This is a genomic window from Paenibacillus sp. GCM10012306, from assembly GCF_042649265.1.
Taxonomy (GTDB): Bacteria; Bacillota; Bacilli; order Paenibacillales; family Paenibacillaceae; genus Paenibacillus_AQ.
In genome coordinates, this window is record NZ_JBHRYW010000003.1 from 163,404 (window position 1) to 187,701 (window position 24,298).

Consider the following 24,298-nt stretch of genomic DNA (forward strand, 5'->3'; position numbering starts at 1 on the left):
ATCTAATGATATTCTAACAAAACCCAATTAACACAAACAATAAAGAACGTTTTTAATTAAACTCTACTGTCCGTTAACTTAATACCTTCGACAGTCTAGTGCTTTATTTTTCGATCTTAAAGAATCGCCCAATCGTCCTCTGTTTACATAGAATACATTAGAGATATCAATCTTGAGGAGCTGATATTTTGGTCCGTATTCTAGATAAAGCTGCTGTCCAGCCGCGTAACAAATTCAACTTAGCAAATTCATTTATAATCCGACGCTCACCAGCAAAAAGCCGCATTGCAACAATCAATATTCGGATCCCAAGAAATGCTCAACCTAATCGGGTAGATTTGGTAACAACCGTGGGTGTGCGTGGTGTCACTGGCATTGCGCAAATTCTCTTTAGAATCTTCCGTGATGGAAAAGAGATATTCAACACACTACAAGGTATTGAATCTGTTGGTTCTGAACAAAATTATGCAGTTACGTTCCAAGCAGAAGATCGGAATGTAAAAGCGGGAACGCATGTTTACACAGTCACAGCAGAAAACCGTACTGCCAATACAAGGGCTGATGTTGTCGGTCCTATATCGTTTAGTGGATTAGCCGTAAAAACGAGAACCTAAAAACCACTTACATTAATAACATCTCTAGTTGTCTCATTTTCGTTGCCGGGGAACTGTACTTCATGCTTATATGAAAAGAGGTTGCATGAAAAGCCACTTCATGATGAAGTGGCTTTTTTAAAAGACCGATGGGTACTATCCTTGTTTTTTTCTACCAAACAAACGTCTATCAATAAATGAGGCGATAATTATAGCTAGCATACTCAGTAAAGCAGGTAGACCAAAGGCTTCAATGGAAAAAGGTTTACCTTCCAGCTTCAAGTGGTCTGTAGCACGATATTCAAGACGTTTTGCGGCAAATTTGGCAGTTTGGATATCCTCCTGTTTGGCTAAATCCTCAAACGCAGGGTCCATTGCAAAGCGCTCGGACATATCACGGTGCAGGAACAATAGCTCCGCATTATGGTCACTGTTATTCCATTGCTTGATGTCGTCAGCTGCTCTCGTCTCAGCATCGTGACCAACGACAATCATTTTACTGAGCTTAGGTGCATTCGGTGTTTGATAACGCGCGACTAGGTTCAGACCATGTTTCGTTACGATGGGTTCATTTTTATTGGATACCGTTAGTGTTCTTGTCGTACCGGAAGCACCATATGTATCAAATGCAGCAGATAAATCCAGTTCATCTGCGCCATTGTACAGGAGTACGCCTACGTTGGCTTTTTTCCATTGAAAAGCATTATTTAATACGTATGTGATATCGCTAAGTCCGGCATTAAAGGGTTTCATATTTGGATCTAATACATACTTATAAGAAGGATAGTTCATATTATCTGCTACTTTTTTTGCAGCTGCATCGCCCAACTGCTGGGAGATGACATATAACGTAGCATCAATTCCTGATGTCAGACCCGCGGAAGATACGATATTTCCTTGCGGAACATAACGTTGATCCTTCACCCACTGAATGTCTGGATATTTTTTAATAAGTCGATTAATGTCTCCCCAATGTGTAGCAGCTGATTTACCCTTCAACAAACCAGTATCGGCCAAGTTCTCTGCCCCGTTACAAATAGAGAGTAAAATCGTTTGCTTATTCGCATGCTTTTGAATCCATTCTCGAACAGGAGCATGCTTCTTATCGTCTAAAATCGGCATGAATGGAATGACAATAATATCTGGACTTTTACTTAACAGCTGATCCATCTCGTCGAATGAATAGTGAGGTATAACATCGAGTCCCCCAGTAAGAGATTTGATTTTACGGTCAGGTGCAACCCCATATACATTGTAAGACTCTGTCATCGCAAACATTTCGTAAGGAACGAGGAAATCGAACACCTCTGTCACTTCGTTCGCTAGTAGTACAGCCACTGTTGGTTTTTTAGCGTCATATTGTGGTATTTGGACATTCGTTAATGAGGGCGGGGTTTTATCGTAAACTGACATACCGGAATTCATTGTATTGATAAATCCGACGGCTCCTGTTCCTCCCACGATTAATATAAAGACGATTAGATAGATGGTGATGCGTAATACGGTTTTCATTTGTTGATTCTCCTTCGCTGTATGAATATATAGATTGAACCTAGGAGTATACATGGGGAAGTTTGGCATTGCGGAAAATGTTTGGACTTTCGGCCGCTGTTGTCTCCAGATTTCTTGGGATTGTACCGCTATTTGCGGATGAAATCCGGAGAGCTTAAGCTACCGAAGCGAGCTTTCCTTCGGAAAGCTTTTAGGCCGTCGCTAGCGCTCCTTCAGTTCCAAACTTTTCCTCCATTCGCTCTCCTTATGTTGAATTTTTTAATTCAATCTATCTAGCTAGTAAAATATAACAAGCGGGGCGGGATTTATCATCAGTCTCGGGAGTGTAACGGAGCTGGACCTAAAGAGGGGAAGGGGCTAGCCTTAAGTCTGTGCTGTTTCTTTCACAAGACTATTTCGGGCATTGTGATCCTTTTATTGTGAAAAATCTCGTAGGATTACCTCAAGAATAACTCCTTGCGGTGATTGCTAGAGATGATATAATACAGTCACCATAAATTATGGAAGTGAGGTATCTTGTTGAGAAAAACTGTAAGTATATTACTTGGAATAGCCTGTCTTATCTTTATAGTCCTTACTGTCATGTCAGCCAGCCGCCTATTCTCGCTTGACCAAAAGCTTGTTCAATCCTCGAATCAAGTGCAAGAAAGTGACAAGCAGGCGCAATACCGGCTGGTTCTGATCACGCGGGATCTGGACACACCATTCTGGAACCAGGTGAGCTATGGAGCCAAGAAGGAAGCAAAGAAGGATGGGGCGAATGTTGAAGTGTGGGGGAGCTATGGAGAGGATCAGGATAATTTCCTTAAAGGGATTGAAATTGCGATTGAATCACGGGTCGACGGAATTATTGTTCAAGGTCTGGATAGCGATGAATTCAAGAACTTGACCAAGATCAAAGCAGCTTTCTATGGCATTCCGATTATTACAGTTGCCAATGATGTCCCTATGAGCGAAAGTCTTCGTAAGACATATGTTGGCTCTGATCAGTATTTAGCTGGAGAGATGATTGCTAAGCAGCTGGTTGCTGATATAGATAGTCAGGGGATCGTTGTAGTCATAGGGGACAGCCGTAACGAATACTATCAGCAGCAACGGTTACGGGGCATACAGGATGTTCTTCGCGGGTATCCAAAGATTGTGTCGGAATATGTGTCAACGGGAGCTGCAAGAGAACAGGTGATAGCGTCTATACGCGAAACGATGAATATGCAGCCTGGTGTAAACGCGTTTATCTCAGTGAATGCTAATATTACGGGTTCAATGATTCAAGAGATCAGCAGAAGGTCCCGAATTGAGCCCTATGCGATCTATTCGTTCGATGATAGTCCAGATGCGATGGTCTTACTCAAGGAGGGTAAGCTTGACGGAATACTCAAGCAATCTCCGGAGGAGATGGGGAAGATAAGCGTGGAAATGATGATGAAATGGCTAAAGGGTGAAGTCGTTCCCTTGAATACGGCGGGATATCTAACGGATATAGAAATCCTGAAGGAAGTAGGCACCCCATGATTAGTATCCAGCGTAAAATATGGACACTTGTTGCCGTTATCATTTTTTTTATGGCTGCGATCTGGATTGCTCTAACCTATTACAATCAGAAGACGCAAGACCAATATAATCATATTCTGCAGCGGTATTTAAGAATGAATGAGGTGACAACAGCGAGTCAGAAGACAATTGCTGCGCTTTATAATTTCCTGAAAGACCCTTCGCCAAGCAATCGCCAGCAACTGCATTGGAGTGAGGAGCAGCTCCGGAGTGCCAAGGATAGTATAAGCATTTTGAAAAACAATGAGAACGCTTTCACTTTAATGAATTATATAAATTTAATTGACAGTTTGTTGGAGACTGCAGATAGGTCGGTGCTATTTCAGACTGAGAAGGAGACAGAGGACTCCAGTAACGCATTTTCAGAGGCGACGCGTATCTCGAACTATATATCTGAGATGACGTTGTCCCTGCTTAACTCGGAGCTTAAAACCTATGACCGTTTCTATCGCGGCATTATTGAACAATCTACAGAGCTGAAGAAGCTTGGTATATGGCTGTTGCTATCCATCACGTTCTTCCTCCTGTTATTCACTTATTGGTTCTCGCTAGGCATTACCCGGCCGGTTCTTAAGCTGACACAGGCGGCGAAGGAGCTGTCCAGAGGGCGCTTTGATCTGAAAGTAGAAGTATCCTCAAGGGATGAAATTGCTTTTCTAGCAAGAATGTTCGAGCAAATGAGAGTTAACATTAACAATTTGTTTCAGGAAATCAAGGACAAAGCACAGTTAGAGAAGGAATTGCAGCAGAGCAAGCTGCTGCTCCAAGAGAGTCAGTTACGTAGCCTGCAAAGCCAGATTAATCCGCATTTCTTGTTCAATATGCTGGATACCATATCCAAGAAGGCATATCTGGAAGGCTCTGAGGAGATTAGCGATCTGCTTGTCAGCATAGCTGGGCTACTTCGTTATAACTTGAAGCGACTGGACCGTTCAGTGACACTTTATGAAGAAGTTAAAGTATTCAAGCAATACATGGAAATTCAGTCCGCTCGATTTACGGATCGACTTAGGCTGATTGTTGACATAGAGGAAGATTGTCTACATATTCAAATCCCGGCACTTACCTTACAGCCGATTGTTGAAAATGCGGTTATTCATGCTATTGAGCCTAGTGAAGACGGTGGCATCATTAACTTTGTCATTCGTGATGAGGGAGAACGCGTAAAGATTGTTATTAGTGATGATGGTCCTGGAATGGCTGAGCATAAAATAAAACAGATATTAGAAGAAGAACCTTCGCCTGAGAATGAGGGACATTCCACGGGGATTGGGTTCAGTAACGTTGTACGCAGGCTGAGATTATTTTACGGCCTGGAAAATGTTATTGATATAGACAGCCGGTTAAATGAAGGAACCAAGGTGATATTGCGCATACCGAAGACAAGGGGGATCGGCGGACATGGTTAAGCTTATGATTGTAGATGATGAGCAGGTGGTACGTGAAGGCTTGGTAGCGATATTGGGTAAAGGGTTTCCAGAGCTTGATCTGGAGATCTGGCAAGCAAAAAACGGTAAGATGGCAGTTGAGATGGCTCGACTGCACCAGCCGGAGTTGATACTGATGGACATCAAAATGCCGGGAATGGATGGTCTTGAAGCGACAGAAGAGATAAGCAAAGAGCATCCTGCCATCAAATTCATTATGGTAACTGCTTATGACACCTTTGATTATGCAAGAAAGGCAATTCGCCTTGGAGTGAAGGATTATTTGCTTAAGCCTAGTAAGGCGAGCGAGATTATAGCGGCTGTAGGAGCGGTATTGGCACAGATTGAAGAGGAACAACTGCTTCACTCCGTTAGTCAGCGTGAACGAGAAGCATTACAGAAGGTATTGCCTGTTGTAGAAACGGATATCGTTACCCAATTGTTATTCGATCATGTCCATGAGGTTCATTCCAATGAGTTAATGGCGCTGCTCGGAGTGACGACAGCGGATGCTATGTTTACTTTGAATGTGCTGTTGCCCCCTGCGTCAGAGGGATTGTACCCGTTAGTGAAGAGCAAGATCAGAAGCATGGGCAGCGGCTGGGTAGGCGCCTTGTTTGGCCGCCAAATTGCTGTCATTGTATTCCGTGAACAAGGGAAGACATATCGAAGCCAGGCAACAGCTACAGTTCAAGAATTGTTAGGCTTGGCTGGACGTGCGAAACCTCAAGCAGGCTGGTTTGTTGGCATTGGCGGAGAATGCCGGTCACTGGACCATATTCGCCAATCCTACCAGGAGGCCATGCTGGCTTCAATGGACCTGACGCTTCCTGGCAGGTATCGTTTCTATGAAGATATGCCAACACTCGGCGTTGTCCCTGATGGAAACTCAGCTATGCAGTGGGAACGTAAAATCGCTGAACGCATTCGGCTGGGCGAATGGGAGCAAATCCAGGAGATCATGCTGGAGATGATTCGTCGTTATGAGAGTGAAGGTGCAAGTCTGCTGCAAACTCAGCAGCGAATGCTGGAGCTGGTATGGGTAGCTGCCAGGGGGATGATGGAGATGGGAATTGAATTTGAGAGACCGTTATATTCATTCCAAGCCCAGGACTATCGCCAGCTACGAAGTGAAGCCAAAGCTCTGCTTAAGGGCATGGAGCGGACTTGTGCAGGACACTTAGAGCATATGAATCCTGATGCTGTTCAACAGCTAAGACAGTTTATTGTTGAACATTCACATGAGGACATTACTCTGGAGAGTATGGGGCAGATGGTAGGACTAAGTCCATTTTACATTAGTAAGATGTTCAAGGAGCAACTCGGGATTAATTATATTGATTTTTTAACGGAATGCAGAATTGAGCATGCCAAGCGAATGATGAGTGATCCCGCCAAAAGTCTGAAAGAGATTACCTTTGAGATAGGCTACCATGATCCCAATTACTTCAGTAAAGTGTTCAAGAAAATGAGTGGTAAGTCTCCAACTGAATATCGCAAGCAACTGCTAGGAGGTAGAGGTTGAGATTCAGGAGCATGTCCTGAGCAGAAGCAGCGAATAATCGAAGGGGGCAGTGTAGATGAAAGTGAATTGGAGATGGGGAAGTGCAATATGTGGTGTACTGTTGGTGCTGCTGCTGATTTCGTATTTCCCTGCCCCAAGCAATCCAGAAGATCCCAGGGATGAGTCTGATATAGTAGAGACCTCCAAGCCAAGAGAGCACAAAATCAAGGTGGGTTTTGCAATGGATACATTGATCGAGGAACGGTGGTTAAAGGATCGGGATTTATTCTGTTCAGCTGTTGAAGCTTTAGGGGCTGAGGTAGTGGTCATGGCGGCGAGCGGCGATGATGCCTTGCAGATCGCGCAGGTGGAGACAATGATTAGCGAAGGCGTAGATGTGCTCGTTATTGTGCCACATAATGCCGAAGCTATGGCAACGATTGTGAAAAAGGCGCATGCAGCTGAAATTAAGGTACTGTCTTACGACCGGCTGGTGAAGAATTCCGACCTTGATTTGTATGTGTCGTTTGATAACGAACAAGTTGGGCGTTTACAGGCCTTAGCCATGACAAGATGGGTTCCCAAAGGCAAATATGTCTACATCGGCGGGGCTGATACCGATAACAATGCACTTATGTTCAAAAAAGGGGTGTTTGAGGTGCTGCAGCCATACATTGATAATGGGGATATTGTTGTGGTCTATGATCAATGGACCAAGGATTGGAGACCTGCGAATGCGCTGGAGAATATGCGGCAGGCACTGAAGGCCAATCATAACGATATTGATGCTGTAATTGCAGCTAACGATGCTACCGCCGGTGCAGTCGTCAAAGCACTCGCCTCTCAAGGGCTGGCAGGAAAAGTTCCGGTTGTAGGGATGGATGCGGATCTTGCAGCCGCCCAGCGAATCGTAGCAGGAACACAAGCGATGACCGTCTACAAACCGATTAAGCAACTGGCTATCGAGGCGGCTGTGCTTGCCGTGCGGTTGGCACAGGGAGTAAAGGTGGAAGCCAATAGTAAAGTGAATAACGGCAAAATTGAGGTGCCTTCCGTCCTGTTATCTCCGATCGTGGTTGATTATACGAATCTGAAGGAGACTCTCATTAAGGACGGATTTCACCGGCAGGAAGACGTATACGGTGTAACTCACGAGAAGGACGAGCCTAGCATAAAAAAGTGAAGATGTTTACAAAAAAATGCTAATGATAAGCGCTTTCAAGCCCCGGAAGAGATGATATAGTTGCTCTTGTTAGAACAACAGATCATATCGAAAGGGGCTTATTAAATGAAGAGAAGGTTCAAAGTAATTTCCCTGTTATTGATCATTACAGTATTTGGGGCCATGCTGTCAGCTTGTAATAACGGTAGCGGCAGTGGTAGTGGCAGTGGCAGTGGTAAGAAGGTAGATGTGGGGATCGTACTCCCGACAAAGGATGAACCAAGATGGGTGCAAGATGAGCAACGCTTCAAGGATGCGTTGTCGAGTACGAAATATTCTACAGATATTTTATTCAGCCAGGGCTCATCTGCTAAAGAGAAAGAGAATGTGCAGACTTTAATTAACAAGGGCATCAAAGTATTGATTATTTGCCCTCAAGATGGAGATGCGGCAGCATCAGCTGTAGAAGAGGCTAAGAAAGAAGGCATTACTGTAATCGCTTATGACCGTCTGATTACGAAGACAGAAGCCGTTGATTACTATGTAACTTTCGACAGTAAGGCCGTAGGAGCGGCGCAAGCACAATATTTGGTGGATCACGCCAAAGGTAATGGTCAGCCGCTCTACCTTTATGCAGGTGCTGCATCTGACAACAATGCCTTCCTATTCTTCGAAGGTGCTTGGACAGTGCTGCAACCTAAAATTGCTGACGGAACGTTTAAAATTGCTAATTCCAGTGAAGCTGTAGCTCTGCAAGGGTCTAAGGAGCTATCCCGTGACCAGCTTGGCAAAATCATTGGTCAGGTAACAACGAACTGGGATGCGAATGAAGCCAAGAACAAAGCACAGACTCACCTGACTTCTGCTACAGCTGATCTTAAGGGAGATGTCTCGATTCTAGCTCCTAATGATGGTACGGCTCGTTCTATCGCCGATGTATTCGCTGCAGATTCTGCGATTACTAGCTTTGTTGTTACCGGGCAAGATGCTGAGAAGGCTTCCATTCAATACGTCATTGATGGTAAACAATCCATGACCGTATTCAAGGATGTACGTACACTCGTTAAGGATGCCATCAATACAGCAGTTAGCGTTCTGGATGGTCATACGCCAGAGACAACCGGTGAATACGATAACGGGACAAAAAATGTTAAGGCGAAACAAACGGATGTTATTAGTGTGGATAAGGGCAATGTGAAGAAGGAAATCATTGATTCCGGTTATTACAAAGCAGATGAATTCACAGGATTATAAGATTTCCTAGCCATTATACCGCAATAGGAACGAATAGTGATAGCGGCGTCCTAGCTCTATCACTATTCGCTATCGAAGTTGTTCAGTAAGGAGAGCAGAGCTATGAGCGATTACATTCTGGAAATGGATAATATTTCGAAAGAGTTTACCGGGGTCAAGGCACTGACCGATGTGAATTTCAAGGTTGGCAAAGGAGAGATTCATTGTCTGATCGGTGAGAATGGTGCCGGGAAATCGACGCTAATGAAGGTGCTTAGCGGGGTCTATCCTTATGGAACGTATAAGGGTGACATCATCTTTGAAGGCCAGGTACAGAGCTTCGCCAAAATCAGCGACAGCGTCAAGGCCGGGATCGCGATCATCTATCAAGAGCTGGCGTTATTCCCGGATTTGTCGGTGTACGAGAATATATTTGCCGGCAACGAAATTGCTAGACGTTCGGTAGTGAATTGGAACCAGACCATTATTCAAGCGAAGGCTTTGCTAGGTAAGGTGAAGCTGAATGTGAATCCGGAGACTCTGATTAAGGATTTGGGGGTTGGCAAGCAGCAGCTTGTGGAGATCGCCAAGGCACTTAGCAAAAATGTGAAATTGTTAATTCTTGATGAACCAACCGCCGCGCTGAACGAGAATGATAGCGAGAATCTGTTGGATTTGCTGCGGGAACTGAAGAACCAGGGCATTACTTGCATTATGATCTCGCACAAGCTGAAGGAAGTCATCTCGATTGCAGATAAAGTCACTGTGCTGCGGGACGGGAGAACAATATGCACTTTAGATGCTGCGCAAGGTGAGATTTCGGAGAACGTCATCATTAAACATATGGTCGGCCGGGAAATAGAGGATATTTATCCGAAAAGGGAGCAGAAGCGTTTTGGTGATAAGCTTCTGGAGATCCGAGACTGGAGTGCTTATGACAGCAAGCTGGGAAGAGCTGTTGCTGCTGATGTTAATCTCCACGTAAGAAAAGGTGAGATCGTAGGCATTGCGGGTCTCATGGGGTCAGGGCGAACCGAGCTGGCCTTGAGCATTTTTGGGAATCCGAAGCATTATAGGCTGAGCGGTGAGCTGCTCGTAGACGGAGAAGCACAGGTATTCCGCCATACAAGTGATGCGATCGCCAAGGGCATCGCTTACGTTACGGAGGATCGAAAGGGAGATGGGCTGTTCCTGATTCAGGATATCAAGAGCAATTTGACAGCTGCAAATCACGGAGGAATCTCCAGTAAGGGCGTTATTAATGATAATGAAGAGGTGAAGATAGGGAATCATTACAAGACATCATTGAATATCAAAGCGCCAACGATCGAACAACTGGTAGGTAATCTGAGCGGGGGGAATCAGCAGAAGGTGTCACTGGGCAAATGGATGTTCGTTGGTCCTAAGCTGTTGATTCTGGATGAACCTACTCGGGGTATTGATGTCGGTGCGAAATTTGAAATCTATACCCTTATGAATCGGCTTATTGATGAAGGGATGAGTATTATTATGATCTCGTCCGAATTGGGCGAGGTACTCGGCATGAGCGATCGTATTTATGTGATGGCTGAGGGACGGATTAAGGGTGAACTGCCTGTAGAAGAGGCAAATCAGGAAAAAATCATGCAGTTTGCTACGCAATAGGAGGAGCGCACCATGGATTTTTTGAAGGAAGCTAGATCATTGTTGAAGGTAAATATTCGTGAATATGGGATGTACATTGCACTGCTAGTTATTATTCTCATCTTCTCAGTCATGACCGACGGTTTGTTCATTTCATCCCGTAACCTTAGTAATTTGCTTGATGCTACCGGATATACGGCGGTGCTTGCGGTAGGCATGACATTGGTGATTGTAATTCGGCATATTGACTTATCGGTCGGATTCGCAGCAGGTTTCATGGGAGCGATCTGTGCGATTATGCTGACACAGTGGGGCGTTCCAGTCATTATAACTGTCCCCGTCATTCTGATTCTGGGGATCGTTATTGGAATGTTCAACGGGGTGCTCGTTGCTTCAATCGGAATCCCATCCTTTGTGGCCTCATTAGCAGGGATGTTGATTTTCCGGGGTGCTCTGCTACAGGTAACAGAGAAATCAGGTACAATCAGTATCAAGGATGAAACTTTTAATGCAATTGGAACAGGGTATATTCCTTCGATTGCCAAGGTTGGCGGGCTAACGATGCTCTCGTTACTACTAGGGATTGCAGTTATCCTATTGTACATTTATTTCGAGATTGTCAAGCGCAGGGATAAGCTGAAATACAACTTCGAGGTCGTATCAAAAGGCATATTCACGCTGAAGCTTGTATTCGTATCCGCTATTATTGCTTACATTACCTGGATTATATCTGGTTATAATGGATTCTCCTGGACGGTCGTTATTATGCTGCTTGTCGTTGTGATCTATCAATTCTTGACTACCAAAACGGTTTTGGGAAGGCATATTTATGCAGTAGGCAGCAACCCGGAAGCTGCTCATTTGAGCGGTATTAGTGTGAAAAAGATTACGTACATCGTATTTGGATCGATGGGAATGCTGTCAGCACTATCTGGTATTATGTACACAGCACGACTGCAGTCGGCTACAACAACGGCAGGTACGTTGTTTGAGCTTGATGCGATTGCTGCTGCTTATGTCGGTGGTGTATCTGCAGCCGGCGGTGTTGGTAAAGTGACTGGTTCCATCATTGGTGCCATAGTCATGGTGTCGTTATCCAATGGTATGAACCTGATCGGGGTAGGCATTTCGTATCAATACATTATCCGTGGTGCAGTGTTAGCTTTAGCGGTAATCTTCGACGTTATGACTCGCAAGCAAAGAGCGTAATAGTTGTAAATGTCATGCGGCTAATCAAGAACCTTCAAGAGAATGAAACCTTGTCGTGATAAGGTGGATATCTTGAAGGTTTTTTACTTCTTAGCCTTTGCTTCTTCATAGAGAAGGCAACGAAGCGTCTTATCCGGGTAGCGCAACTCTGCAGTATAGCTGCTGCCGTCTTCGAGTAACATTTTGACGTCTACCATACCGCGACTATCATTTTTGTCGGTATCTACCAGGTAGGCCATAGTGATTTTTCGGGTCTCTCCTTGCTTGTCAGTTACTATTTTCGTAGCCTCGTGAATCCAGGTTGCGTCCTTTTGGATGGCCTTGGCAGCTTCAGCACTGATCGGGGTTCTTTTTAGAGTGAAATTTGCGGCTGTCGTATCCACTACCGTCCGTGTAGGGTAATCAACGATTACTGTATATTGCCAGAATTCCTTACCTTGTGCTCTTAAAGTGTCCGATTTATAAGGAGCAAACGTAATCATCCAAGATTTTTTATTTAATAATATGATATCATTTAAATTAGCATATACTTCCAATTTGGAGACATCAGCACCAAATAGCTTCCTTACACTTGTAGTGGCGAGGGCGACGGCATCAGCCTGACTCAAATCTTTGGAATCCAGCGGTGTTACAATGTTCCGTTTGGAGAGGGCATAGTTCATCCGGTAAATCCAGTCTGTAGACTCCAAGAGTTCCTCATCAGTCAATGGTCGATTCGGATAATGGATCTTGTTTTTGTCCAAGTCCCAATAATACTCCGATTGTCCCGGATTTAACGGAAGGGGCTGCTTCGGGCGGAGACCGTCATACAAATACTGGTCTTGCAATATCAGCCTCCGATTCGCTTCATCCTCGGTCATCTCTCTGTTGGAGGTAAGCTCGTTATCGGGCTTGTCCACAAAATTATAAATTTGCTGGAATTCTTCTTGGGTCATCAGCTGCTCCAACTCTTTGTTTACGTCGGTGACCGTAGTCTTTGGGTTTTCTGCCTCAACCTTTAAGACAGTCGTCTTGCTGCTGATCAAGGTCTGCTTGCCCGTGTCCTGCACGACAGGAATGCTCTTGGCAACGCTGGTATTCACAAATCCTGGGACAATCATTGCGCTGACCACTAACACGCTTCCAGAGAACAAGAGCACTGTGAGTGTAGTTGAAATCTTCTTGTTGTTCATTAACTTAACCTCCATAGGGATTGGATGATGAATCTACCTAACCTTAATCCAAAGATGTTATAGAGTAGGAGGGCAGTTGTTATGGAGTTGTAAAAAGATACGCACACAAGTCCCCTTGCCAAGATCAGAGTCTAAGGTTAACCTGGCCTGATGTGCTTCGGCAATTTGCCGGCATAAGGATAATCCTAGGCCAGCGCCGCCGTATTCGCGTGAACGCGCCTGATCTCCCCGGTAGAACGGTTCAAACACGCGTTTAGCCTGTTCTGCAGAGAGTCCGACACCCGTATCGCGGATTTCCAGCACGGCTTCTCCGCTCAGCTCATAGGCCAACATATAGATCTCGCTACCTCGCTTGGAGGCATGAATGGCATTTTCAATGAGATTGACTAAAAAAGAAGCCAGCAAATCTGCGTCTCCCCAAACAGTAGCGATCTTATGTTGAACAAGAAGTCGTATGTCTGCACTCGCTAATTTGGGGTGTTCCGTGTGTTGGACCGTTTGAAACAGTTTCGGAATGTCCACCTGCCGGAGTGTCAGCGGTTGACGCCGGAGGACAGACAAATCCAGCAGCTTAAAGGCCAGGTTCTTGAGACGGAGAGTTTCGCTAAGAATATAGTCGCCCGCAGTTTGCTGTTCTTCCTGTCCAATGTTGGCCGTGGTCAGAAACTCGGCGAATCCCTGCATGCTGGTCAACGGTGTACGCAATTCATGGGCCAAATTATCTACCATCCTCTGTTTCTCCTCAGCCATGTCCGAGAGTTCGGTGACCCGCTGCTCCACAGCCTCTGCCATCCGGTTGAAGTTCAGGGCCAATTCGCCAAATTCATCCTTACTGCGCAGCTGCACCCGTCTAGTATAGTCGCCTTCGGCGATCGTTTTGCTGGTCTCGGACAGGAGATTCAGCGGCTTACTTAGCTGTCGGATCAGCAGATAAAGTAATAGCAGCAGTACTGGACCCGCGATCCAGTTAATCATTACAAAAAAGCGGCTCAGCTCCTGTTGCTTGGTGAAGAGCTCGCTGATATCACGCTGATAGACAAGCTGCAAATGCTGATAAGGAGCAGGAAGCGGGGTGGAGAGCTGAATAGACCGAACGTCTAAGGCTTCAGGCTCGCTGCCGTTTCCCGAGCTTTGCGCTGTCAAGTTTCCATTCTGAGGAGGATATATCATCCCGTCGCTGTCCCAGAGCTGCAAATAGATTCCTTGCTTACGATAGTAATCACCATAGGATTGAGCGACACTTGTCAGTAGTATAGGGGTCAATGGGTTACCCCGCGCCTGAATAGAATTAAGGTTCTCATAAATATTGTTGGCGATTAACAATTGCTCACTAGAGGCTCTGTGCGTCTCACTATCCATATTGAGCTGCCAGCTTTTTTTCATCACCATAATCACACTTACATCCAGAGTGATAATGAAGAGGGGGAGTACCGACAGCAGAATTTTATGCCAGAATCTCATGATTAACTCTGTACTTCCAGGCGATAGCCTAGTTTGAAAATGGTTTTAATCCGTTCTTCCCAGCCCAGTTTTTTGCGTAGCTGGCGGATGTGGACATCAACGGTGCGAGTGTCGCCCTCAAAATCATAACCCCATGCTAATTCCAGCAGCTTTTCCCGCGATAATGCAATATTACGATTACGGATTAACACCTCAAGCAGTTCGAATTCCCTGACAGTCAAATCAACTGGCGTCTGATCCACCAAAACCTGACGTTCCAGGTAACGCACCTCAACGTTATCGCAAATGAAGCTGGAAGTACCTTTTTCACCCCTGCGCAGCACTACGTTGATTCTTGCCAGCAATTCAAGGATTTCAAAGGGTTTGATGATATAATCATCCGCGCCCAGTTCGAAGCCTTTGATCCGGTCGGCCAAAGAATTTTTGGCGGTGATTAGAATCACTGGGATCTGCAAAGGTGCAATCCGCTGCATAACCTCAAAACCATCCAGCTCTGGAAGCATAACATCCAGCAGAATCAAATCGATTTTCTCACGCTCCAGAATTTCAAAAACCTCTGGTCCACGGTAAGCCTTGCTATATGTATGTCCAACCAGCTTCAGATTCATTGTAATTAAATCACTGATTGCTCGTTCATCTTCTACTACTAATAGATTTGCCATTCCGTATTTCTCCTCCTGATTCCCTTACTGACGAAGTGCCGCTTCCGTTATACACTATATACAACTAGAGGAAGGATTGTCCAGAAATTTACTAGTTTCATCAGGCGCTGTTACCTATTAGAATAGAAAAGAATGTTAAAGAGAGAGGGGCACAAGTCTACGAATAATATAATCAGCGAGGTATGGCCCGAGTGGAATGGGGAACTGCGAAAGCAGCCCGGGGGCTGGAATAATACAACCTATGTAGTGGAGAAAGAAGGACAACGCGCAGTGCTGCGCATCTATGATACGCACAGGGATAGGCATAAAATCGAATTTGAGCATGACGTGCTGCAAAAGCTGGGAACCATGGATTTGCCGTTTAAAGTGCCTTCACCAATTCTTACCTCCGCAGGAGAGTCTTTGGTTCAGTTAGAAGAGTATGACGGCAAATTTTCCTGTTTATTTACATATATCGAAGGAGATTCGCCCTTAGAGGAGAATTCTGATTTTTATGAATCGTTTGGTGAAGCGGCTGGAACATTGTCCGTTGTATTGGCAGAAATTGATCCGGAACTGCCTACGGCGTACCTTCCGTATTATGAGCTGGGACAGTCCTATCCGCTATGTACAAGGGGAACAATTCGGGAATTTTACTTGAATCCACCCGAGTCCTTCATAGATCTTACCCAGGAACTAAAGTTTCTTAGTGACACGATTGAGAACATTGAGGACTCGCTGTGGGAATTAAAGAGACTTCCGCATCAGCTGGTACATGGGGATCTGAATGCTTCCAATTTGCTGGTGGAGACAGCCGATCCCGGGCAAGTAGCCGCGCTGCTTGATTTTGAATTTTGTACATATGACGTGCGGGCAATGGAAGCGGCAGTTATCCTGTCCGGATTGCTGGGGCATGCAGAAGAAAGAGCTGTGATCCGGGATTTTTGGCGGGGATATAGTCGTCAGGTCCATCTCTCTCATGATGAAATCCAGGCTATCCCACTGCTGATGCTGCTGAGAAAAATGGACATTTTCCTTCATTTTCTTACCCGCTATCTGGAAGGAACTGATGAAGCTGGTGTTCTGCGCGAACACGTAAAGAGGTTGGCGGTAGAGGTGCCGCAGCTGGCAAGCGACAGTGCAGAGCTTCTGGGGATTTTGATGGAGGATTTGCCAGAAGGAAGAGAGTGATGGGAAAGTTACGAGGGGGTTAATAAAAAAGTGAATCCACCGCCAGGGTGTGTGCCTCACAATTTGGTAGATTCACTTACTCTCTTTACGAGGAATGCCTTTATTAACATGTCAGCGGACCATTATTTTGCCCTCGCCAGCCAGCTTACGAAGCACCCCTGGAAGACGATCACGGTCGGACTCCGGAATGTCTAATTGGATACCGTAGTGAAAACTGCCGTCCTGTTCCTTATTCCACTTCATTGTGCCTTCTATGTATATAGGTTCTACTGTAAGATCTATCTCTATGCCAACGCGTACTAGATTATTTTCCAGACTTATATTAACGGGAAGCGATAGTTGACAACCGGAACGGCTGATGTCTAACAGAACAGCTCTTACTGGTTTTGGGGGGACTGGAATATCATTGATAGTAAGGATATGAAGATCAAACGTAAAAGGTTCTTTAAGGGTATAACGAAAAGGTTCAGTTCTACGATTAGTATTCATATTTTCCTCCATACTTTTCCAAGTGTATTCTAAGTTTATCGACATGAAGGCGTAATAAGTGAAGAGTTGGTATTAAAGGTTGACATCTGTTTACTTGCCGTGTAGCATATGAAAGGTCGTCATGATGATAATTGTCACATATTGTTCTCGTATAACTCCGCATTCAGGAAATGTCACAAGGGCGGAGGTTTCTACAGGAAGCCTATTCTTCCTAACTACGATGATAAGGAAAATGATTCAGTTCCCTTATCGCATAGTTAGGTTTATTTGCGTTATATCAACAGTTTGGAATAATGTGGAGGTTCGAAAGTATGAAAGATTTGAAGTATCTAATATCCGTCCTGGTGGGGGCTATGAGCTACGGAATATTATCAACAATTGTGGTATTGGCTTACGATAAGGGGTACCAATTGGGTGAAGTGGTCGGAACCCAGCTCTTGACGGGGTGTATACTTGCCTGGCTGTTGGCACTGTACACAAAGGTTAGAGAAAAGCGTATGCAAGGTAGACAAGGTGCAGAGAGTGGTAATTCAGCTGTAATTAGAAGTGGATTATCGTGGAAAAATAGAATAGTGCTTATGTTGGCTGGAGCGCCAACAGTCGTAACAGGCTTGATGTACTATCAATCCCTTCGTTACATCCCGGCTTCACTAGCGATCATTCTACTGTTTCAGTTCACTTGGATCAGCGTGCTGATTCAAGCGGTCAGCAAACGCAAATGGCCTGATAAGGTCACACTGCTAACCTTACTGTTGCTGTTCGGGGGAACGTTGCTGGCAGCGGGGATTATGAATCAGGGCGAAGCTCGTTTCCATGTCATGGGTGTTTCTTTGGGGCTTCTGTCCGCAGTAAGCTATTCCATGTTTATTATTTTCACGGGTAAAGCTGTTCCTGCCGTTCATCCGGCCTACCGAAGTGCATGGATGATTACCGGAGGAATGTTACTGTTGTTTATTTTATTTCCGCCATACTTCCTGTTTAACGGGTTGCTTTGGAGCCAGTTATTACTGTTTGGTTGCTTACTTGGTTTGTTCGGAGCGTTTATCCCACCTGTGTTATTTGCGATAGGTGTGCCTCATATCGGGGGCGGTATGGCGGGAATTCTTGGTGCTGCTGAGCTGCCGGTTGCCGTATTGCTGTCCTCATTCGTGCTTCATGAGCAAGTCAGCGGACTTCAGTGGGCCGGAGTTGTCCTGGTGCTACTGGGTGTCGTGCTTCCGGAGCTAAGCAAGTTACGCTGGAATAGTGTTGACGCAAAGAAATTATAATTCATTCTTTTTCACTAAAACGCGAAGCCCTCAGTACAACGTTGTAGATAATGGTAGCTAAAGGGCTGTGTTTGGAGATAATGGGAGTGTTAGATAATTGCTCATGTCTCAAAAAAACAGCAGTCACCGTAGCCGAGCGGCGTTTATTGAACCGCTAAATTTCCTTACCTAAGAGTTACAAGTATAAAAGTATACAAAAAGGAGCACTCTGGCGCGCTAAGCACCGGGTTGCTCCTTTTTCATTAGAAACTTCATTCGTTTGTTGAATCAGTTTGCTGGTTTTGTGTTGCAATAAATTCGCGAATAATTTGGCGGAAGTATTCGTGATTATCATAGCTATTGTACATGCGGAAGGCCAAGGTATGGGAATTCCCGAAAAATAACCGCTCAAACTGGGTTTGCCGACCGCCGAATGCTCCCGCTCCCAGTTCCCAAGCTAGCCGGAATAAGGCATTTCGATACCAGGCATCCGAGACATTACCCTTCAAATACTGATTGAGGTACGAACCGACACTTGAAATGAAGTCGGATTCGGAGGGGATCATGATGAGGCCGCTTGAACTGAGCTTTTGCACCATTTCGACCATCTCCGGATAAAACTCTGAAAAGTGAATAGTTGAGGCCAGAAGTGGACCTTTATCCGGAATAAGATATCCAAATTTGTCTGGGGAGGCCCCAATTTCAGAAGCGAGTCTTAACGCTTTGAATGTTTCTAAGAACGTTATTATTCTGGATGTAGACTGAAAGCTGTAGGACTCAAAGACAGAATTTTGTTCTTCCGCCAATGATTCTATTACACCGAGAAAAAATTCGGTTTTTGCAATATAGCGGGTGATAATTTGGTGAGCCATATGAGTATGAAAGTGACTCTCGTCGAACAATCGGGCACAGTACACTTCATCTCCGTAATAAAATACACGATCATGAGGAACAAGCACACGGTCAAATATAACAAGCGTATCCATTTCTTCATATCTTGAGCTTAACGGATGATCGTAGAGGGATGAAGCTGCGTAGCTTTCACGGCAAAAAAATGTCATCCCAGGCAGATCATTGGGTACTGCAAAGGCAAATGCGAAGGGATTATCATCATCCACAAGTGATGGTGAAGGGCTCGGGAATACTAGCATTTCGTCGCATGTAGCGCCTTGTGTGGCCATCATAAAAGCACCAGTTACAATGATTCCTTCTTCATTGATTTCTACGACTTTAGCGGCAATAGAATCCTCTGTAGAATCAATCTGCCCCGATATCTTGCTTGCTTGAGGCTGAATGAATGCATGGGATAATGTAATGTCTTGATCTCGGCAGTAGGCGTAATAATTCCTGAGGTTCTCAGCATATTTCGGATTTAGGTCTTCAAGGATATCGGCAGCTGTGTACAGAGACATGATGGCCGTGTTCATATAATCGGGGGAACGTCCTAAAAACCCGTGATGTCTGCTTGACCAGAGTTCAATCATTTTTCTCCGGCGCTCTAAATCTTCAGCAGTTTTGGGCGGCAGAAAAGATAGACCGACAGGTTCTCCTGTTTCTGGTGAAGGATAGGTCATCTGTGCCAAATATTGCTCATCGCACTGCATGTTGTACATTTCGGCTTGAGTTTGTATGAGACCTTGAAATGCAGGGTGCTTGGATAAAGGCCCCTCGATACGCACCCCTTTGTAACAGATATTGATATTTTGCCGGTCGATTCGCTCGATGTATTGATCACCCGTTTTAACAGGCACACGATTCACCTCTCTGGACAGCGTCTTGTACTATATAAAGCTGTGTTATTGCTTATAATGTACGCAACTATGACCATCCTTGTACATTGTCCATAAAAGGTAGGGCATCCCCATTCGCCTACAGGCGGTGGAATACCCTATGATCCAGTCTTTATACATCGAGCAATGTTATATGCTGCTGAAATTCAAACGGTTACCGTCGGGATCATACGCATGAAAGCTGACCATTCCTCTGGTTATAAATCCGCCAATATCCGAGGTATCGATACCGCTGTCAGACAGGAACGTATGATAATTGAAAAAATCCTCACGATCAGTAACCCAGCAAATTGGCCGAACAGGTCCATCTACCTTTCCAATATATACGTCTTCTGTTAACTGCTCTAATACCCATAAGGATTTTTGATCTCGTTGATGGTTTAACTGTAGGCTCATGATGACATAGCCATCCTTGCTCAGATCGTACTCCACTTCCATACCCAAGTAATCCCGATACCACTGAACGGATTTTTCCAGGTCGCTAACGCCCAATCTAATCCAGGAGGGGACGAAACCTTCTTCTTGTATTTCTTTATCTTCTTGAGCCGTGAATCTAATTCCTTCGTATGTAGCCCAGAAGTCAAAGTAAGTTGTACCGCCCGGCCCTTTATAAATATCTGTCACCCGAACCCCGCTTGATTTATAGTGTCTGTGCAGTTGTTTCAGGTTTCGAGTTCTCCAGCATAATCGGATGTTGGATTCCACTGTCCCTCGTTCAGCAAAGTGATGGGGCAATCTTACCGTCGATAGGCTTGAGATCAGCCAAGTACCCCAATTCATTCGCGTCATTCTGCCGTCCGTACAGCGTGGATCAGGCTTCCAGTCCTCCTTTTGGTCTACCTCCCACAGCATGAACTTTTCAAACCAATGAATAGCCTCTTCATGGTTGTCCCAAAGCACGTCAACAACCGAGCCATCAAAATATAATTTCGGTACCGTAAAGGTTGTCATAAGCAATCTCCCATCTTGCTATTTTGAAAGATTTCCCTGCCCCTTATTTTAAACAAACCCATTATGTATGGTTTGACGAATCTTGCTATTTTAAAAAAATTGCTATTTACCTCTGATCGGCAAGCACCACTGGCTGCGGAAATGCCGCTCAGGATCTGTGCGCGGATTGTGAAAGTGTTTTTCAATAATAGGGCGATTATCCAGTACATAACCACTCTGCGGCAACCAGCTTTGGGCAAGAAGTCCGCTGAGCAGCCAAAGGAGATGAATACTGCCTCTAATTTCAATTACGGCATACTTGCCGCCGGGCAAGGTTGCAATCTCCAGATCATCTCTGGATTCTGAATGGGGCGTGACGGTTACACATGCATCATATCGACACTTTTCAAGAGGGACCATGTAAGGATCGTCGTAGGATACGCCGATAATCTCAGGCTCAGAAGAGAGCAACCCATTATGATGAGCCTGACGAAACGCTTTATCGAAGGCATGAGATAATTCCGGGGTCAATCCCGTATCAGATAGACCGGAATGACGTATGGAAAATACTTTGACAGGTGGGAAATGGACAATCTGAGCTGTATGAACGTAATGGTGTGCCCACCTGATCGTTTCGTCTATATCGATTGAAAGATACCCAGCAACCTGCATTTTGTGCCTGAAATGCTTCTCTGCGAAAGTTACGCTACGTGGCTTAAATATATTAAACTGTAAACGGTAATTAGTGGGAGACATCCCGTAGAATATTTTGAACGAACGGGAGAATCCTGCACTGGACGAAAATCCGCATTCCAATCCAATTTCAGTGAGCGACATGTTTTCATGAAAAACAAGGAGTTTGGAGGCTTTCTCAATGCGAACCCGGTTTACATATTTATTCAGCGTTTCTTTGACGACATGTTTAAACATTCGATGAAAATGATATGGAGAGAATCCAGCAACCTCAGCTAGTCGCTCCAATGAAAGATCATCGTCCAGATTGGTGTGAATATAATCTAGAACAGCATTCACTTGTCTAGTATAAATGGTCATTTCATGGATGTTCGGGGATTTCAATAGACTATCCTCCTAGCTGTATATCTGTCTGTATTTTCTGATTGAAATATTCTATGTAATTTTGGACTTTTCTGATTTTTTCATTATCACCAAGGCAAATGCACGTGTGGTTTCTGCTAATGCTGCGGTATGATTACCATCTGCTGCGTAACATTCAGCTAGCTTAGTGAAATATAACTACTCAGGGATTTGATTCAATGGGGATACAGCGATTTCATATTCTCCCTTTGCATTATAACCATAGGCCAGAAAACGCAGTGCATCATAGTTTACTTCAATGTCATTTGAATATAGAGTAGGGTATCCTGATGCTCAACAACCGCTTAAGCGATTAAAAATCAGCTCCAAGTTGAATACAGGAAAAGTAATCGGCGCTTGTTTAATGTTGATTAGCTAGACTCCAATAGCAGTATCGATTAATCTAGATAAATGGAAACGGGAATTTGCTTGAATCATGGAATTGAACTCATGGTGTAAAGAAGAAAGGAGGCTGGCTATGACTTATTCACAGATGTGGAACAACGCAGGAAATGAAGCCGAGATTCTCTATTTGGAAGAGCAAGTTGAGGTTGTCAAAAAAGAAATAAAACGAGCAGAAGCCGCAGGGCTTCAGGAAATATTGGATCAAGCGAATCACAAGTTGGCTGAACTGGAAGCGAAGCTGGATGAGCTAGAGGAGTAGGGGCTAGCTGCCCCTAGTACTCGATTACTCTTACCCAATAGCGATTGGATTTCTCTCATAAGAAATCCAATCACTCCAACTACCCGCAGGAGCAGCAGAAATTTTGAAGATATTGCAAGAAGACCAGGGAAGCGTAAGCAGGCTATAGCTCATTTCTGCTATCAGGTTGCACTGTCGTTCCTTTGCTGTTCAGGATATTTTTATACACCTCAATCGCCAGCGCCCGTGACTGCTTAAGATCAACGATAGCATATGGTCTAGGCAGGTGGATAGCTTTATCGGACAAATCCGCCAGCTCTGGTAGCCAGGTGCGTATATAATCTCCGCTCGGGTCATGAGTCTGGGACTGGGTTACCGGATTCATGATCCTGAAGTAAGGGGAGGCATCGAATCCGAGCGAGGAGCTCCACAGCCAACCGCCACGATTCAGCACATTATCATAATCGCTTAGCTTCAGCCGGAAGTAACGCTCCCCGTAAATAAATGGACAGCCCAGATTTTTGGTTAGAAACATTGCGGTAATCATTCGCAACCGGTTCGGCATCCAGCCGGTTGTGTTCAGTTGGGTCATGGCGGCATCGATTACCGGAATGCCAGTTCTTCCTGAAGCCCAGGCCTCAAAGTATTTCGTACCCAGAGTGCTCAAATCATACACCTTCTCATAGCTGAAGAAATCAGAATCGAGCCGGGCCTGATACAGATAGAAATCCCGCCAGGCCAGCTGTCGCAGCCATTCTTCCCCACCGGTTTCTTCATCCGCCAGCCGAGTATACACAGTGCGTGCAGAAATGGTACCCGTATTGAGGTATCGGCTGATCCGGCTGGTGCCCTCCTGTGCATATTTGTCCCGGCTCACATGATAGTCCCGTAAATGCAAGTCTATAAATTGCTCAAGCGTATCGTTTACATCTATCTTCTTTCCTGAAGGTGCTAGCTCTTCAAACTGTAGTGTGATCTCTTCAGGAATCTTGAAATCTTCGGCAATTCTCTCGTCCAGCGTGGAAGTTGACAGCTCAGCTAAGGTCGAAGAATAGGGCGGATGAAACCGCTCTGCCAAGTAGCTGCGCCAGCGGCGGTAGAACGGTGTGAACACCTTGAAAGGCTCTCGCCGTCCACTCCAATCCATGAAGTCTTCCAGATCGCAGAGCATGCTGTCATGATAAATCTTGAAACGGATGCCGAGTGCAGCCGATGTTTCGCGCAGGCTCATGTCTCTGTGTGATGCATAAGGAGTGTAATCGGCATGAACCATCAATTCCTGAATAGGGTAGGTTTCGCTAAGCCTCTTGACAATAATATCAGGCTCGCCATACAGAATATGTAGCTGCTTGCCCTCAGTGGCGTACTCCTGCTGAAGTCTTGAGACCTGCGTCAGGAAGTTAATCCCGCTATGCTCAAGATAACGTTGTTTGCGCAGTAGGAAAGGTTCCAGAATCAACACATGAAGGCTGCGCGATCCAGAAGAACGTATGGCCTCAAAGGCGGGCAGATCGCTAGTCCGCAGATCCTTGCGGTGAATGAAGAGAATCATAAGAAGTATTTCCTTTCTATTATCTGAGGGAAAAAACCTCCTGTCCATAATACGATAGATTTGAAGTTTTGGCGATGAGCTGTTCCTGCTGCAAGCGGAGGAGCAGTCGGCTACGGGAACACGTTTCGAAAATTTACGGTCTATCATTTGCTAGAATATTGGTGTGCTGCAGCAAGTGAAGAATGGCTCCGCAAATGCAACCGGAAAACTCAGCGGAAACTGATCTTTCCTAAAGAACTACTACTAATTTCCATGATATAATCATTAAAATCT

At 45.0% G+C, this 24,298-nt stretch carries 20 protein-coding genes and 1 riboswitch; of the genes, 11 read left to right on the plus strand and 9 right to left on the minus strand.

Annotation, left to right across the window (positions count from 1 at the left end; genetic code table 11):
* Positions 1-188: 188 nt before the first annotated feature.
* Positions 189-614 (plus strand): exosporium protein C, encoded by a 426-nt coding sequence (locus ACFORK_RS08045; RefSeq protein ID WP_379197489.1) that lies wholly within the window; start codon positions 189-191, stop codon positions 612-614.
* Positions 615-749: 135 nt separating this feature from the next.
* Here the strand turns inward: ACFORK_RS08045 and ACFORK_RS08050 are convergent, their stop codons facing one another.
* Positions 750-2,105 (minus strand): DJ-1/PfpI family protein, encoded by a 1,356-nt coding sequence (locus tag ACFORK_RS08050; protein WP_379197491.1) that lies wholly within the window; start codon positions 2,103-2,105, stop codon positions 750-752.
* Between the two features lie 582 nt (positions 2,106-2,687).
* On the opposite strand from ACFORK_RS08050, the gene ACFORK_RS08055 reads away from it, so the two are divergent.
* The 7 genes from ACFORK_RS08055 (at position 2,688) to ACFORK_RS08085 (ending at position 11,814) form a co-directional block, all read left to right on the plus strand.
* Positions 2,688-3,617: a sugar ABC transporter substrate-binding protein gene (locus ACFORK_RS08055; RefSeq protein ID WP_379197493.1), complete on the plus strand. Its 930-nt coding sequence runs from the start codon at positions 2,688-2,690 to the stop codon at positions 3,615-3,617.
* Positions 3,614-5,065 (plus strand): sensor histidine kinase, encoded by a 1,452-nt coding sequence (locus tag ACFORK_RS08060; protein WP_379197495.1) that lies wholly within the window; start codon positions 3,614-3,616, stop codon positions 5,063-5,065. Before ACFORK_RS08055 ends, ACFORK_RS08060 begins: the two co-directional genes overlap by 4 nt.
* Complete coding sequence (locus tag ACFORK_RS08065; RefSeq protein ID WP_379197497.1) at positions 5,058-6,608, plus strand: response regulator; 1,551 nt, start codon at positions 5,058-5,060, stop codon at positions 6,606-6,608. Before ACFORK_RS08060 ends, ACFORK_RS08065 begins: the two co-directional genes overlap by 8 nt.
* Positions 6,609-6,663: 55 nt before the next feature.
* Entirely contained in the window at positions 6,664-7,770 is a 1,107-nt protein-coding gene (xylF, locus tag ACFORK_RS08070; protein ID WP_483874842.1) for a D-xylose ABC transporter substrate-binding protein, read from the plus strand.
* 105 nt (positions 7,771-7,875) lie between these two features.
* Positions 7,876-9,003 carry a sugar ABC transporter substrate-binding protein gene (locus tag ACFORK_RS08075; RefSeq protein WP_379197499.1) on the plus strand — a complete coding sequence of 376 codons (1,128 nt, stop codon included), beginning with the start codon at positions 7,876-7,878 and terminating at the stop codon, positions 9,001-9,003.
* A 102-nt stretch (positions 9,004-9,105) separates the two neighbouring features.
* Complete coding sequence (locus ACFORK_RS08080) at positions 9,106-10,626, plus strand: ATP-binding cassette domain-containing protein (RefSeq protein WP_379197501.1); 1,521 nt, start codon at positions 9,106-9,108, stop codon at positions 10,624-10,626.
* 12 nt (positions 10,627-10,638) lie between these two features.
* On the plus strand, positions 10,639-11,814 hold the full coding sequence (locus ACFORK_RS08085) for a sugar ABC transporter permease (protein ID WP_379197503.1): 1,176 nt from the start codon (positions 10,639-10,641) through the stop codon (positions 11,812-11,814).
* 83 nt (positions 11,815-11,897) lie between these two features.
* Here the strand turns inward: ACFORK_RS08085 and ACFORK_RS08090 are convergent, their stop codons facing one another.
* From ACFORK_RS08090 to ACFORK_RS08100, 3 genes are read right to left on the minus strand one after another with little or no spacing between them, the layout of a single operon-like run.
* A complete protein-coding gene (locus ACFORK_RS08090) occupies positions 11,898-12,986 on the minus strand; it encodes a hypothetical protein (protein WP_379197505.1) in 1,089 nt (362 codons plus the stop codon).
* A gap of 57 nt (positions 12,987-13,043) precedes the next feature.
* A complete protein-coding gene (locus ACFORK_RS08095; protein WP_379197507.1) occupies positions 13,044-14,447 on the minus strand; it encodes a sensor histidine kinase in 1,404 nt (467 codons plus the stop codon).
* 2 nt (positions 14,448-14,449) lie between these two features.
* Positions 14,450-15,109, minus strand: a complete 660-nt coding sequence (locus ACFORK_RS08100) for a response regulator transcription factor (protein ID WP_379197509.1) — start codon at positions 15,107-15,109, stop codon at positions 14,450-14,452.
* A 132-nt stretch (positions 15,110-15,241) separates the two neighbouring features.
* Here ACFORK_RS08100 and ACFORK_RS08105 point away from each other — a divergent pair, with 132 nt between their 5' ends.
* On the plus strand, positions 15,242-16,279 hold the full coding sequence (locus ACFORK_RS08105) for a phosphotransferase enzyme family protein (protein ID WP_379197511.1): 1,038 nt from the start codon (positions 15,242-15,244) through the stop codon (positions 16,277-16,279).
* A gap of 111 nt (positions 16,280-16,390) precedes the next feature.
* Here ACFORK_RS08105 and ACFORK_RS08110 read toward each other — a convergent pair whose 3' ends face one another.
* Positions 16,391-16,813 (minus strand): PilZ domain-containing protein, encoded by a 423-nt coding sequence (locus tag ACFORK_RS08110; protein ID WP_379197513.1) that lies wholly within the window; start codon positions 16,811-16,813, stop codon positions 16,391-16,393.
* 82 nt (positions 16,814-16,895) lie between these two features.
* Positions 16,896-17,006, plus strand: a riboswitch (purine riboswitch).
* Between the two features lie 73 nt (positions 17,007-17,079).
* Between ACFORK_RS08110 and ACFORK_RS08115 the strand changes: the two genes are divergently transcribed.
* Positions 17,080-18,036 carry an EamA family transporter gene (locus ACFORK_RS08115; protein ID WP_379197515.1) on the plus strand — a complete coding sequence of 319 codons (957 nt, stop codon included), beginning with the start codon at positions 17,080-17,082 and terminating at the stop codon, positions 18,034-18,036.
* A 251-nt stretch (positions 18,037-18,287) separates the two neighbouring features.
* Here the strand turns inward: ACFORK_RS08115 and ACFORK_RS08120 are convergent, their stop codons facing one another.
* The 3 genes from ACFORK_RS08120 to ACFORK_RS08130 all read right to left on the minus strand — a co-directional run bounded on the left by ACFORK_RS08120 (position 18,288) and on the right by ACFORK_RS08130 (position 21,812).
* The gene (locus ACFORK_RS08120) at positions 18,288-19,766 is read right to left on the minus strand and encodes a 4-hydroxyphenylacetate 3-hydroxylase family protein (RefSeq protein WP_379197517.1); all 1,479 of its coding nucleotides are present in this window, start codon (positions 19,764-19,766) and stop codon (positions 18,288-18,290) included.
* Between the two features lie 168 nt (positions 19,767-19,934).
* On the minus strand, positions 19,935-20,756 hold the full coding sequence (locus tag ACFORK_RS08125) for a VOC family protein (RefSeq protein WP_379197519.1): 822 nt from the start codon (positions 20,754-20,756) through the stop codon (positions 19,935-19,937).
* Positions 20,757-20,858: 102 nt separating this feature from the next.
* Positions 20,859-21,812: an AraC family transcriptional regulator gene (locus ACFORK_RS08130; RefSeq protein ID WP_379197521.1), complete on the minus strand. Its 954-nt coding sequence runs from the start codon at positions 21,810-21,812 to the stop codon at positions 20,859-20,861.
* 496 nt (positions 21,813-22,308) lie between these two features.
* Between ACFORK_RS08130 and ACFORK_RS08135 the strand changes: the two genes are divergently transcribed.
* Positions 22,309-22,494, plus strand: coding sequence for a hypothetical protein (locus ACFORK_RS08135; RefSeq protein ID WP_379197523.1), 186 nt, complete (start codon positions 22,309-22,311; stop codon positions 22,492-22,494).
* Between the two features lie 142 nt (positions 22,495-22,636).
* On the opposite strand, the gene ACFORK_RS08140 is transcribed toward ACFORK_RS08135, so the two are convergent.
* Complete coding sequence (locus ACFORK_RS08140) at positions 22,637-24,025, minus strand: cryptochrome/photolyase family protein (RefSeq protein WP_379197525.1); 1,389 nt, start codon at positions 24,023-24,025, stop codon at positions 22,637-22,639.
* Positions 24,026-24,298: the final 273 nt, after the last annotated feature.

Bases quoted from the DNA above. Each gene is read 5' to 3' on its own strand.
- xylF (WP_483874842.1), top strand. From the start codon at position 6,664: ATGAAAGTGAATTGGAGATGGGGAAGTGCAATATGTGGTGTACTGTTG.
- ACFORK_RS08115 (WP_379197515.1), top strand. From the start codon at position 17,080: ATGAAAGATTTGAAGTATCTAATATCCGTCCTGGTGGGGGCTATGAGC.
- ACFORK_RS08140 (WP_379197525.1), bottom strand. From the start codon at position 24,025: ATGATTCTCTTCATTCACCGCAAGGATCTGCGGACTAGCGATCTGCCC.
- ACFORK_RS08095 (WP_379197507.1), bottom strand. From the start codon at position 14,447: ATGAGATTCTGGCATAAAATTCTGCTGTCGGTACTCCCCCTCTTCATT.
- ACFORK_RS08110 (WP_379197513.1), bottom strand. From the start codon at position 16,813: ATGTCGATAAACTTAGAATACACTTGGAAAAGTATGGAGGAAAATATG.
- ACFORK_RS08105 (WP_379197511.1), top strand. From the start codon at position 15,242: ATGTTAAAGAGAGAGGGGCACAAGTCTACGAATAATATAATCAGCGAG.
- ACFORK_RS08085 (WP_379197503.1), top strand. From the start codon at position 10,639: ATGGATTTTTTGAAGGAAGCTAGATCATTGTTGAAGGTAAATATTCGT.
- ACFORK_RS08080 (WP_379197501.1), top strand. From the start codon at position 9,106: ATGAGCGATTACATTCTGGAAATGGATAATATTTCGAAAGAGTTTACC.
- ACFORK_RS08055 (WP_379197493.1), top strand. From the start codon at position 2,688: ATGTCAGCCAGCCGCCTATTCTCGCTTGACCAAAAGCTTGTTCAATCC.
- ACFORK_RS08135 (WP_379197523.1), top strand. From the start codon at position 22,309: ATGACTTATTCACAGATGTGGAACAACGCAGGAAATGAAGCCGAGATT.
- ACFORK_RS08125 (WP_379197519.1), bottom strand. From the start codon at position 20,756: ATGACAACCTTTACGGTACCGAAATTATATTTTGATGGCTCGGTTGTT.
- ACFORK_RS08090 (WP_379197505.1), bottom strand. From the start codon at position 12,986: ATGAACAACAAGAAGATTTCAACTACACTCACAGTGCTCTTGTTCTCT.
- ACFORK_RS08100 (WP_379197509.1), bottom strand. From the start codon at position 15,109: ATGGCAAATCTATTAGTAGTAGAAGATGAACGAGCAATCAGTGATTTA.
- ACFORK_RS08075 (WP_379197499.1), top strand. From the start codon at position 7,876: ATGAAGAGAAGGTTCAAAGTAATTTCCCTGTTATTGATCATTACAGTA.
- ACFORK_RS08065 (WP_379197497.1), top strand. From the start codon at position 5,058: ATGGTTAAGCTTATGATTGTAGATGATGAGCAGGTGGTACGTGAAGGC.
- ACFORK_RS08060 (WP_379197495.1), top strand. From the start codon at position 3,614: ATGATTAGTATCCAGCGTAAAATATGGACACTTGTTGCCGTTATCATT.
- ACFORK_RS08050 (WP_379197491.1), bottom strand. From the start codon at position 2,105: ATGAAAACCGTATTACGCATCACCATCTATCTAATCGTCTTTATATTA.